Source organism: Dyella terrae, assembly GCF_022394535.1.
In the GTDB taxonomy this organism is placed as follows: Bacteria; Pseudomonadota; Gammaproteobacteria; order Xanthomonadales; family Rhodanobacteraceae; genus Dyella.
The window spans coordinates 1,655,161-1,666,759 of sequence record NZ_CP089414.1; the positions used below are offsets into that span (position 1 = coordinate 1,655,161).

At 63.5% G+C, this 11,599-nt stretch carries 13 protein-coding genes and 1 pseudogene; 7 read left to right on the forward strand and 7 right to left on the reverse strand.

Annotation, left to right across the window (positions count from 1 at the left end):
- The first annotated feature begins 93 nt into the window (after positions 1–93).
- Positions 94–1,209 (forward strand): calcium:proton antiporter, encoded by a 1,116-nt coding sequence (locus DYST_RS06940; RefSeq protein ID WP_239950923.1) that lies wholly within the window; start codon positions 94–96, stop codon positions 1,207–1,209.
- A gap of 207 nt (positions 1,210–1,416) precedes the next feature.
- Here the strand turns inward: DYST_RS06940 and DYST_RS06945 are convergent, their stop codons facing one another.
- Complete coding sequence (locus tag DYST_RS06945) at positions 1,417–2,313, reverse strand: LysR family transcriptional regulator (RefSeq protein ID WP_239950925.1); 897 nt, start codon at positions 2,311–2,313, stop codon at positions 1,417–1,419.
- 172 nt (positions 2,314–2,485) lie between these two features.
- Here DYST_RS06945 and DYST_RS06950 point away from each other — a divergent pair, with 172 nt between their 5' ends.
- Positions 2,486–3,127, forward strand: coding sequence for an NAD(P)-dependent oxidoreductase (locus DYST_RS06950; RefSeq protein WP_239950926.1), 642 nt, complete (start codon positions 2,486–2,488; stop codon positions 3,125–3,127).
- A 55-nt stretch (positions 3,128–3,182) separates the two neighbouring features.
- Here DYST_RS06950 and DYST_RS06955 read toward each other — a convergent pair whose 3' ends face one another.
- The 4 genes from DYST_RS06955 to DYST_RS06970 form a co-directional block, all read right to left on the reverse strand.
- On the reverse strand, positions 3,183–3,803 hold the full coding sequence (locus tag DYST_RS06955; protein WP_239950928.1) for a c-type cytochrome: 621 nt from the start codon (positions 3,801–3,803) through the stop codon (positions 3,183–3,185).
- Between the two features lie 11 nt (positions 3,804–3,814).
- Complete coding sequence (locus tag DYST_RS06960) at positions 3,815–4,801, reverse strand: copper resistance protein B (RefSeq protein ID WP_239950930.1); 987 nt, start codon at positions 4,799–4,801, stop codon at positions 3,815–3,817.
- Positions 4,798–6,531 carry a copper resistance system multicopper oxidase gene (locus DYST_RS06965; RefSeq protein WP_239950932.1) on the reverse strand — a complete coding sequence of 578 codons (1,734 nt, stop codon included), beginning with the start codon at positions 6,529–6,531 and terminating at the stop codon, positions 4,798–4,800. Before DYST_RS06965 ends, DYST_RS06960 begins: the two co-directional genes overlap by 4 nt.
- 83 nt (positions 6,532–6,614) lie before the next feature.
- Positions 6,615–6,971, reverse strand: coding sequence for a hypothetical protein (locus tag DYST_RS06970; RefSeq protein WP_239950934.1), 357 nt, complete (start codon positions 6,969–6,971; stop codon positions 6,615–6,617).
- Between the two features lie 608 nt (positions 6,972–7,579).
- On the opposite strand from DYST_RS06970, the gene DYST_RS06975 reads away from it, so the two are divergent.
- From DYST_RS06975 to DYST_RS06985, 4 genes and pseudogenes are all read left to right on the forward strand, one after another.
- Positions 7,580–8,461 (forward strand): 23S rRNA (adenine(2030)-N(6))-methyltransferase RlmJ, encoded by an 882-nt coding sequence (locus DYST_RS06975; RefSeq protein ID WP_239950936.1) that lies wholly within the window; start codon positions 7,580–7,582, stop codon positions 8,459–8,461.
- Between the two features lie 83 nt (positions 8,462–8,544).
- Positions 8,545–8,802 (forward strand): annotated as a pseudogene (locus DYST_RS24160) (Slp family lipoprotein); the annotation flags it as partial.
- Positions 8,803–8,857: 55 nt separating this feature from the next.
- A complete protein-coding gene (locus tag DYST_RS24165; protein ID WP_343214861.1) occupies positions 8,858–9,064 on the forward strand; it encodes a Slp family lipoprotein in 207 nt (68 codons plus the stop codon).
- Between the two features lie 49 nt (positions 9,065–9,113).
- The gene (locus DYST_RS06985; protein WP_239950937.1) at positions 9,114–10,022 is read left to right on the forward strand and encodes a cation diffusion facilitator family transporter; all 909 of its coding nucleotides are present in this window, start codon (positions 9,114–9,116) and stop codon (positions 10,020–10,022) included.
- On the opposite strand, the gene DYST_RS06990 is transcribed toward DYST_RS06985, so the two are convergent.
- Both DYST_RS06990 and DYST_RS06995 read right to left on the reverse strand, forming a co-directional pair.
- Complete coding sequence (locus tag DYST_RS06990) at positions 10,019–10,417, reverse strand: VOC family protein (protein WP_102303395.1); 399 nt, start codon at positions 10,415–10,417, stop codon at positions 10,019–10,021. The genes DYST_RS06985 and DYST_RS06990 overlap by 4 nt on opposite strands.
- A complete protein-coding gene (locus DYST_RS06995; RefSeq protein WP_239950939.1) occupies positions 10,414–10,803 on the reverse strand; it encodes an MmcQ/YjbR family DNA-binding protein in 390 nt (129 codons plus the stop codon). Before DYST_RS06995 ends, DYST_RS06990 begins: the two co-directional genes overlap by 4 nt.
- A 180-nt stretch (positions 10,804–10,983) precedes the next feature.
- On the opposite strand from DYST_RS06995, the gene DYST_RS07000 reads away from it, so the two are divergent.
- Positions 10,984–11,595: a GNAT family N-acetyltransferase gene (locus DYST_RS07000; protein ID WP_239950941.1), complete on the forward strand. Its 612-nt coding sequence runs from the start codon at positions 10,984–10,986 to the stop codon at positions 11,593–11,595.
- Positions 11,596–11,599 lie beyond the last annotated feature (4 nt).

Here is an 11,599-nt window from a genome sequence, read left to right on the forward strand (position 1 = left end):
CTGTCGCCGCGAAGTACGCCCCTTCCCACGACACCGGCTGACTAGCGCGCGACGCGGTGCGTCGCTTCACGATGGTCCGGGGAGGTGCGTGAGATGACTTCGGGCGGTTTCCCAAGGCTTTTACGGCGCGAGTGGTTCCTCGCTGTCAGCGTCGTTACTTCCATCGCGTTCCTACTGTTCGGTCCACGCCTGCTCAGCGGGCTGGACCAGCCGCTATGGCTTGCCATCCTTTTCGCATGGCTGTTCGCCGTCATCCTCGGCTCCGCGCTGGCCGTGGTGCGCCATGCGGAACACTTGGGCGAACGCCTGGGCGAGCCTTACGGCACATTGGTGCTGACGCTGTCGATCACCGCCATTGAGGTGATCAGCATCACCGCGATCATGCTGCACGGCGAGAACAACCCCACACTGGCGCGCGACACGCTATTCGCGGTCACCATGATCGTGCTCAACGGCATGGTTGGCCTGTCTTTGCTGGCCGGTGGCTGGCGGCATCGCGAGCAGCAATACAACCTGCAGGGTGCCAATGCATACCTTGGGGTGGTCATTCCGCTGGGCATCCTCGCGTTGGTGATGCCCCGCTTCGCCGCGCACGGACTGACCGTACTCACGTTTCCGCAAGAGGTGTTTCTCGCCGTGATCTGCGCCGGCCTGTACCTCGCCTTCCTCGGGCTGCAGACACGACGTCATCGCGCCTATTTCGCTGCAGACAGCGGAGACGAGGAGGAAACGGCGCGTGTACTACACGGCGGCGTAGCGCGCAGCCTGTTGCACGCGGCGCTGCTGCTGGCCTACATGGCACCCGTGGTCTATCTGGCCGAGAAGCTGGCCCACCCCGTGGACTACGTAGTGGAAACACTGCACAAGCCCGCTGCACTCGCGGGGCTGGTGATGGCCGTACTGGTCGCCACGCCCGAGGGTGTCGGCGCCGTGCGAGCGGCGCGGCGCAACCATATGCAGCGCTCAGTAAACATCTTCCTTGGCTCAGTGCTTTCCACCATCGGGCTGACCATTCCCGCCATCCTGATAATCAGCCATGTCACAGCGCATCCCATTGAGCTGGGGCTGCAACACACGGATCTGGCGATGTTCGTGCTGACCCTTGGCTTGAGTCTCGTCACGTTCTCCAGCGGCCACACCAACGTGCTGCAGGGTGGCGTGCACCTGATTCTTTTCTTCGCCTATTTGTTCTACATGTTTCAGGGCTAGGCGCCGGCTCGAAATCTCGCGGGCGCGATCATTCTCCTCACCGTCATTCCGGCGTAGGCCGGAATCCAGTCACGGACGCCATCGGTTATCGCGTGGAGTTCAAGTATTTGGCGCTACCGCGAAAACCTAGCTATGTGGCCACTGGATTCCGGCCTACGCCGGAATGACGTGCGGCGAAATTGAAGGTCTCGACCGGGCCTGAAGAAATCAGCCTGACGCTGCAACCGTCTTTCGCATGTGGTCGATAAAGGCACGCACCTTGGCCGGTGGTTGACGCCCTGGATACACCGCGTAAATACCGCAGTCCGGCAGGCTGTATTGCGCCATCAGCACAACTAAGCGCCCGTCGCGGATGTCATCCGTCACGAGGTAATCCGGCAGCACGCTGACACCGGTGCCGTGGCGTACCAGCGCATGTGTCGCGGTAACGTTGTTCGTCTGTGCCACCGGGCGCATGCGCACCGTGCGGCGGGAGCCGTCCGGTGCAGTGAAAGTCCAGCGCAATGGCGTGGCCAGCAGGGCCAGCGCTACCCAGTCGTGCGAGGCGAGATCGGTAATCAGGCGCGGCTCGCCACGTCGCGCGAGATAGCCTGGCGAGGCCACCAACAACTGGCGAAAACTGCCCAAGCGTGCGGAACGTAGATTGGAGTCGCGCAGCCAGCCCATGCGGATGGCCATGTCGAAGCGCTCGGCGATCAAGTCACTCATGTGATCGGTAAGCACTAAATCGGCTTGTATCTCCGGATGCACGCGCAGGAATTCCGCCAGCGCCGGGGCCACCACTGCCGTACCGTAATCACCGGTCGCCGTGAGCCGCAGCGTGCCACTGGGTTTCTCCTGGCCTTGCCCCACTTGTGCGATCGCCGCTTCCGCCTCGGCCAGGATACGCACGCAGGCAGCATGGAACGCCGAACCGGCCTCGGTCAGCGCCATGCGGCGCGTGCTGCGCGAAAGCAGCGTCACGCCCAGTTCGCTTTCCAGGCGGGCGATGTGCTGGCTCACCATGGCCTTGGTCATGCCCAACACTTCAGCGGCGGCCGTGAATGAGCCCGCTCGCACCAGCGCCACGAACACGGACAAGCGGTTGAGATTGACGTCAGCCATGGGGCCATCCTCACTGTTAATCTAAACTTTACAGTGAATTCCCTTTTGGTGCGTTTATCCGCACCTTCCGCAGGCGCATGATGGCTTCCGTTCCCCGGTGCTGGCAGATCTTTCACGCGCTACGCGTCATCGTCCGCCGCACTCCCCTTATCCCCGCTGGAGAGCAACATCCATGAAGATCGCCCTGTTCGGCGCGACCGGCCATGTCGGCCACGCCATCCTCGATGAAGCCCTGGCACGTGGTGCCGACGTCACCGCCATCGTTCGCGACCCGTCGCGACTGGCCAACCCCGATCCGCGCGTGAAGGTCGTTACCGGCGACATCGGCGAGCCGGATTCGTGGCTGGATGCCGTGCGTGGCGCGGACGTTGTCATCGTCAGCATCTCGGCCCGCCGCGACGGTTCGAACGACGCCATCCCGGCCAAGGCCACTGCGGTGCTGGACAACCTGTCCAAGCTCGGCGTGAAGCGTCTGGTGTGGGTCGGTGGCGCCGGCTCACTGGAAACCGCGCCGGGTGTGCGCGTGGTGGACGACCCGAATTTCCCCGAAGCCTGGAAGGCCGAGGCGCTGGGACAGGCCAAGGCGCTGGACGTGTTCCGCCAGCACAAGAGCGACGTGGAATGGACCTATATCAGCCCGGCCGCCCTGCTTGAAGACGGCCCGCGCACCGGCAAGTACCGCGTCGGCGGCGACCAGTTGCTGGTGGACGCCAACGGCAAGAGTCACATCAGCGTGCCCGACTACGCTGTAGCCCTGTTGGACCGCGTCGAGAAGAACGACGCACGCAAGCAGCGCATCACGGTCGCTTACTGATCAAGCGGTGCGGATGGCGACATGCCATCCGCACCATTTCGTTCAATGCGCGCCGTCAGTGCGCGTGATCATGGTCGTGGCCATCGGCATCCATGTGGTCATGATCGTGATCCGCCGGCTCGCCCTGCGGATCGTCATGGTGGTGATGCTCGTGATCACCATGTCCGTCGTCAGCCTCCCTGCCCGCCATCGCTTCGAACGCGGCCTGATCCATCGTGGGCAACTGCTTGACGAAAGCCACCATGTCCCAGATGGCCGCATCGTCATGACTGCGCCCCCAGGCCGGCATGGCCGTGAGTTTCACACCGTGCTTGATGACCCAGAACGCCTCGGCCGGATCGTGCACCCCGTGCTTGGAGAGATTTGGCGGCTGCGGATAGAGCCCCTCGCGCAATTCCGTTTGCGTCATTCCCGGTGCGAGATGGCACGAGGTGCACATTTCCGCGTAATGCTCCGCACCGCGACGGATGCGCTGCGGATCGTCGAGATCAGGCACCGTGATGCCTCCCGCATGACGCTCGATGGAGCGGTCGCGCAAGGTCTCGACGACACGCTCAGTCAACGCCCAGTGCGGTCGATCCGCCGCAATGTCGTAGCTTCCGGACACCACAAACGCCGCTGCTGCCGCGGCGGCCAGCACGAGCACAAGCAACACAATAGCTATGGTCTTCTTCATGGCACTCCCCTTCAAAGCCAGATACGCACACCAGCGACCCAGGTCGTTTCCCGTGCGTGCACTTCCGGCACACCGGGCATGTCGTTGAAACTGCCGAAGCGACGCGTCCAGTTCACGCCCACGTACGGCGCAAACTTGCGGCTGAACTCGTAACGCAGGCGCATCCCCGCCTCCACGTTCGACAGGCCGGACGAGATGCCGCGTCGCGGATCGTCCTTGCCGTAGAAGTTCAGCTCCACCTGTGGCGTCAGGATCAATCGCTGCGTGAACCGCATGTCGTAGCTGGTTTCCAGCCGCAGCGCGGTGCGCCCTTCCTCACCGACGTAGAACGTCGCCTGTGTTTCGAACCAGTAAGGCGCAAGACCTTCCACGCCGGCAGCAAGCCACTGGCGGTCAGGCCCTTGTCCGAAGTCGTGCCGCGCACCCAGTTGCCAATCCCAGAAGCTCGCGAAGGCATGACTCCACAGTGCCTCCACGCGGCCATCCTGCGTGCCGCTGCTGTCGCGCTCGCCTTCGGTCTTCAGCCACAGGCGGTTGATCGCATTGCCGTACCAGCCTTCGGCTTCCCAGCTGGTCGCATAGTCACCGGAGGTACTGCGGCTGCGCTCCAGGCGATCGAGCGTGAACATGCCGAGCGATGCGTTGTCGTCCATCTGCATCATCGCGTTCATCTGCGCTGGCGTCATGTCATGTGGAACGGATTGCGGTGGCGGCGGTGGCACGTGGTCGTTCGGGGGCAAGACTTTTGCCTCTGTCCCCGCCATACCGGGCATGCTGCTCATGTCATGGCCAGAGTGATCCATGGCGGCGTGCTGCGCGTCATCCTTCGTGGGTGCGGCATCATGCTGATCATGCGTAGGCGCCTGCTTGTCAGCGGCCGGCGGCATCACCATGCCGGGCATGTTCTGCATGTTCTGCATATCCATGCTCTGCGCGAACGCAGCCACCGGCAACACGCCCAGGCATGCGGAAATCCAAAGCGAAAGCGATCGGCTCATGCCACCACCACCTCGCGGAACATGCCCGCCTCCATGTGGTAAAGCAGATGGCAGTGATAGGCCCAGCGCCCAAGCGCGTCCGCGCTCACGCGATAGGCCACTTGCTGCGCTGGTTGCACCATCACCGTGTGCTTGCGCGCCTGGAAGTCACCATTGGGCGATTCGAGCTCGCTCCACATGCCATGCAGGTGGATGGGGTGCGTCATCATCGTGTCGTTCACCAACACGATGCGCACGTGTTCGCCATGGCGTAGGCGCAGCGGTTCAGCGCGCGAATAGCGCTTGCCATCGAACGACCAGAGATAGCGCTCCATATTGCCGGTGAGCCGCAGCGTGAGTTCGCGGTCCACGTTAGGCGAAATAGGCGCATCGACGGCATGCAGGTCCGCATAGGTAAGTACGCGGCGCCCGTTGTCGCGCAAGCCGACGCCCGGATCGTCGAGATTGGTGCGTGGCGTAGGCACGCGCATGTCCACTTCAGGCCCCGTCCTCAAGGGTTCGGTCGGCGTGTCGTGATGCGACATCGACATGGCCATGCCTGGCATCGCCATCATGTCCATGCCGGACATGTCGTGTCCCATCGCGGCGTGATCCATCGTGCCCATCATGTCGCCCATGCTGAGCAAGGGCCGGCGATCCAGCGTTGGTACGTCCGCCACCATGCCGGCGTGCGGCGCCAGCGTGGCCCGCGCATAGCCGGTGCGATCCATGCTCTGCGCAAAGATGGTCCATGCGCGATCCGTCGACGGTTGCACGATCACGTCATACGTCTCGGCCGTGCCGATGCGGAACTCCTCCACGGTCACCGGCTCGATAGCTTGCCCGTCCGCCGCGACCACGGTCATTTTGAGGCCGGGAATGCGCACATCGAAGAAGGTCATCGACGAGCCATTGATGAAACGCAGGCGGATCTTTTCACCCGCATTGAACAGGCCCGTCCAGTTGCCGGCCGGCGTACAACCGTTCACCAGGTGCGTATAGGCCACGGAAGAAACATCCGCCAGATCGGTAGGATCCATGCGCATCTGGTTCCACATGCGCCGATCGGCGAGAGCCTTGGAAACGCCTTCGTTCCCGGCATCGCGCATGAAATCACCCACCGTGCGCTTGCCATAGTTGTAGTAGCCGCTCTGCTTCTTCAGATTGGCGTAGATGGTTTCCGGATCGAGATCGGTCCAGTCATTGAGCATCACGACGTAGTCGCGATCCGTCGGATAGCGCTCGCCCTCGCGCGGCCCAATCACGATCGGGCCGTACAAGCCGGTCTGTTCCTGGAAACGCGAATGACTGTGGTACCAATAGGTGCCCGACTGGTTCACGGTGAACTGGTAGGTGTATTCACCACCCGCCGGAATACCATCGAAACTCAAGCCTGGCACGCCATCCATATCCGCCGGCAACACGATGCCGTGCCAATGGATGGAGCTGGCCACGTTGAGCCGGTTGCGCACACGCAGTGTCACCGTCTCGCCCTGCCGCCAACGCAGCAGCGGCGCCGGCAATTGGCCGTTCACTACGGTGGCCATGCGCTGACGCCCCGTGAAATCGACCGGCAGCTCACCAATCTCCAGATCGATACGGTTACCGCTCAACTCCGCACGCGGCCCAGCCGCCTGCGCCAGTGCATTACCGCGCCACAACCCCAGCCCGGCAGCCACGCCACCCAGCACCAATCCTTGTACGAAACGCCGACGCGGCAGCTGAAAGCCGTGCGGTTCCTGCTTGTTCATTGCCTTGACTCCGCTATGCGCGCCCGCGACGCAGACGCATCTAGTCGGCCGACAAACGTCGGCCCGTTGCTATCAACGGAGAATCAGGCGACCGGAGGCCGCAAAGGCGGTTCGTAGGCAGGCTGCGGGGTACGTTCCCGGCGCGCTTGAACATGAGCGCCATCCGCCTGCACGTGCAACACATGCGGCACTATCGATGCGGGCACGCTAGCCGGCGCATGCGCGCAGCAGCTATCCGCACTGAGCGTCGACGCATGGGTTGCCCCATGGTCCGGTGCGGCGTGCTGCATGGCCATCATGCCCATCGCGTCTGCCGCAGGGCAGCAGTCGTCATGACGCGGCATGGACCACGCCACGCTGGACAGCGTAAGCCACGCGCACAGAGCCAGCACCATCAAGGTGCGGCAACGGCGCAGGTGGCGGAACAGGTGGCGGGTCATGAGGTCGAGGATAGTCGTGTGGTGGCGGGGGCTCAACTCTGGAGGTGGCTCCACGCGGTATGAGAGAGGTTGTCCTGCGAGTGCGATGTGCAGCTCCGCTGCACGAGCCGTCGGCTCGGCGCTTTTGATCGTCGGCCCCCCCCCCCCCTGTGCGGCGGTGAGGGGTGGACGATCAGGCCCGCAGGGGGGATCGGCAAGGATGCCGATCCCTTTTCGTCGGGGCAGGAGCCCTGTCGAAAAGCCCGGCCGCCCCTCACGAACTGGCCGGCTTCACCGGCCAGCGCCAAGTGGGGGTGCCCTTCTCTTCGGTTACCGTTCTCTTGGGCAAGCAAGAGAAAGTGACTCGGCCTCCGGCAGGAGGTCGAAAGCCCGCCGCAGGCGAGCCAGATCGCCGTAGCGCGACAACCGAGCGAAAAGTCACTGGACCCCTGCCTACGCAGGGGTGACGACACAAACGGTGAGGCTAGGTTGCCCCCTCACCCCAACCCTCTCCCCAAAGGGGAGAGGGAGAAAAGCACGCGCCCCGCAGCGCCCTTCCCAAGAAAAGAAAAACAGAAGCAAGGGACCCCCCTCCCCTATAATGTCCCACCTCCCGGCGCCCCCATCCCATGAACTATCGTCACGCCTACCACGCCGGCAACTTCGCCGATGTCCTCAAGCACACCGTGCTGCTCGCGCTAATCGAGGCATTGCAGGCGAAGCCCACCCCGTTCGCCTTCGTCGACACGCACGCCGGCAGCGGTTGCTATGCGCTCGACAGCGTCGAGGCCGGTAAGACGGGCGAATACAAGGATGGCATTACGCGCCTGCTGTTCCCCGATATGCATGGCAGCCATGGCAAGACGGAGCCCCTGCCTCCGCTGCTGCGGCGCTGGCTCGACGCCATCCTGCGCGTGCCGGGTAACGAGAGTGGCCTGAAGCTTTACCCCGGTTCACCGCTGCAGGTGGCAAATGCCATGCGCGCCAACGACAGCGCGCAGCTGTGCGAATTGCATCCGGAAGAAGCCACGCGCCTGCGCGATCTGTTTCATCACGATCATCGCGTGCACGTGCACCAGCGCAACGGCTACGAGGCACTGAAGGCGCTGCTGCCGCCGAAGGAGAAGCGCGGTCTCGTGCTGATCGATCCGCCCTATGAAGCACAGGAAGCCGAGTACCGCGTGATCGAGCGGGCACTGAAAGGCGCTCTGCAGCGCTGGCCCACCGGTGTCTACGCCGTGTGGTATCCGATCAAGTTGCGCAGCCAGGTGCAACCGTTTCATCGCTGGCTGCAGCATTGCGGCGTGCGCCGGGTGCTGCGGGCTGAGTTGCTGGTGCATCCGGATGACTCGCCGCTGCGCCTCAATGGTTCGGGCATGGTGATTCTCAATGCGCCGTGGAAGCTGGACGAGGTACTGCGTGATGCCCTGCGCGCGATGGCACCGCTGCTGTCGCAGGAACATCCCGCGAAGTGGCGACTCGACTGGCTATTGGAAGATAGCGCCGGCTGAACGTGCGAACGAGCTTCCACACGCTGTATACCTTCCGTGCGGTGAGCCCGTTAAGCTCAAATCAGTCCACGGGGAAAGCGGCCATGAAACAGCACGTCACCAACACCCTTCTGCGCAGCGCCATCGCTACCGGCCTGCTGGCGCTGGCGGCCTGTGCACCCGCGCCTATCTACAAACCCTCACCCACCACCGTAGCGACAACGCCGAACATCGTGGCGCAATCGCCGGGCCAGTACGCCAATGCTGACGTGATCTGGGGTGGCCAGGTTGTCGAGGTACGCAACCTCGCCGATCACAGCGAAGTGGAGATCGTGGGTTATCCGCTCGACAGCTCGCAGCGTCCTAAGCTGGCCAGTAACGGTGGCTGGGGCCGTTTCATCGCCGTGATGCCGGGCTATGTGGAGCCCTTTGACTATCCCGACCGGCTCGTTGATCACCTTGGCGGGCCGCATCACCAGCACCCGCGACGGCAAGGTGGGCGAAGCCAACTACGTGTTCCCACTGGTGAGCGTCGCCCAATCGCACCGGTGGACACCCGATGAAATGAACGCAGGGAAGTCGAACGTGAGCTTCGGCGTGGGTGTGGGCGGCGTCATACGCTGATACCCGGATAGGCGGCTAAACTGCCTTCCTTCGTCCAAGGGAATGCGCGATGTCTGGTCATGCCAATTCGCTGAGGGCGGTCCTGCTCGCCCTCGGCGCCAATTTCGCCATTTTCCTGAGCAAACTGGTCGCCGCGCTGATTACCGGCTCGGGCGCCATGCTGGCCGAAGCTGTGCATTCGCTGGCCGACTGCGGCAATCAGGGCCTGCTGCTGCTCGGTATGCGACAGGCGGAACGCCCGCCGTCCGACGAGTATCCGCTGGGTTGGGGCCGCGCGCTGTATTTCTGGTCGTTCCTCGTCGCCATCTTGCTCTTCAGCGTGGGCGGCATGTTTTCCATCTACGAGGGCATCCACAAGCTGAGCCACCCGGAGCCGCTGAAGTGGCCGTGGCTGGCCATCGGCGTGCTTAGCTTTGGCGTGGTGGCCGAGTCGATTTCCATGCACGGCTGCCTGAAGGAAGTGAACAAGGCACGCGATGGCCGCAGCTTGTGGCGCTGGTTTCACGAAACGCGTTCCAGCGAGTTGCTGGTGATTTTCGGCGAAGACCTTGCTGCCCTGCTCGGCCTCGCCGTGGCGCTGGTGGCCGTGCTCGCCACCATGATCACCGGCAACCTGTTTTACGACGCCGCGGGCACCATCGTGATCGGCGTGCTGCTGGTGGTGGTGGCGGTTGTCGTGGCCAGCGAAGTGAAGGATCTCCTGATCGGCCAGGGCGTGGAGCCCAAGCGCCGCGAGGAGCTGATTGCCTTCATCAACGCGCGTCCTGAAGTGGATGTTGTGCTCAACGTCATCACCCTGCAGATGGGCCCCGACGTGATGGTGGCGGTGAAGGCGCGCATGTCTCCAGCACCGGACCAGACCGCGCTGGTGGAGGCGATCAACAGCGTGGAGCGCGCCATGAAAGCGCAGTTTCCGGATATCCGTTGGAGTTTCTTCGAGCCGGACATCGCCGACTAAGAGCCGCTCTTGAGCTGCAACAGATCCCACTTGTTGCCATACAGGTCCTGGAACACCACCACCGTTCCATAGGCCTCTTCGCGCGGCGCCTCGCAGAAGGTGGCGCCAGCGGCTTCCATGCGGCGGTAGTCGCGCCAGAAATCGTCGGTGTGCAGCAGCAGGAAGACACGGCCGCCCGTCTGGTCACCTACGCGGGCCGATTGCTGTTGCGTCGTCGCCTTGGCAAGGAGCACGCGTGTCTCGACCGAACCCGGCGGCGCCACGATCACCCAGCGCTTGCCGCCGCCCATGTCGGTGTCTTCGACCAGCGTAAATCCCAGCACGCGGGTATACCAATCGATGGCGTCGTCGTAATCGGCGACGACGAGGGCGATGCTGCCGATGTACTGCTTCACTCGTGCTTTTCCTTCGGGAGCGGCCACTCGCCCAGCTCCGCCTGCAGCTTCTTGGTGAGCCTGGCGCGGACCAGCCCGTAAGCCGTGTGGATGTGCTCAGACAGCTCCCTGGTGGTGAAGCGCTGCGGCTCCAACACCGAGACCCAGCGGGCTCGGGCGAGATAAGGGGACGCGATGATACCCGGCTGATCGGTCAGTTCGAGAAAGCGATCCTCCTCGACCTTGAAGGCAATCCGCCCGCCGTCGACCGGCATCACCACGAACATCTTGCTGCCCACGCTGAATACCAACTCGGCACCCCATTTGATGTCACGGGTCACCCCGGGCCAATGCCCACAGAGTGCCTCGACCTGGCGAGGGGTGATGCCTTTGGACGCAGCCACCATGGTTTTCACTCTCCCTCAACGCCAACGGGCGCGCTCTGGCGCATTCTGCCCGCAGCGGGCCGGCAACACCCAACAACCCACCCAATCCTTCTTCGCGGTGCGACATAGAGCCGCGAAATGACTTGACCAACAAAGCCTTTTGTTCATGTTGCACTGCACACAATACGGTAAAGTATGGTCATGACGCCCGCCATCGACTACTCAAGCAACCGCCGCGCACTGGTACCCGTGCGTAGCAACGAGCGCTTCGCCCGCCCTCGCCTGGTTGAGGTGTCCAAATCGCCCAAGGGCGAGCTGGTGCACGCGCATGATGGCCGCGAGTTGTACCTGCGCGGCATCGAACCCGACGACATGGCTGCGTTGAAGCGCCAGTTCGCCCGCCTGTCGCCAGAGGACATCCGCCGTCGCTTCCTCCATTGCATGTCGGAGCTGCCCGGTTCGATGGCGCAGCGCCTGACCCACATCGACCCTGCCGTGGAAACCGCGTTCGTGCTGATGGACGAGACGGTCAAGCCAGCGGAAATGCGCGGCGTCGGACGTATCTTCGTGGACGAAGCCGCCAACAGCGCCGAATTCTCCGTGCTGGTCGAGCGCGACTGGAGCTGTCAGGGCCTGGGCGCCCTGCTGATGCAGCGCCTGGTCGACGATTGTCGCCACCGCGGCCTGAGCGAAATCTGGGGCTACGTGCTGCTGGAAAACCGCCCCATGCTCCATCTGTGCAAGGAACTGGGCTTCGTGCGCCGCCTGTCGCCAGACGAGCCTGGCACCACCCTGATCTCGCTGCTGCTCTGACCCC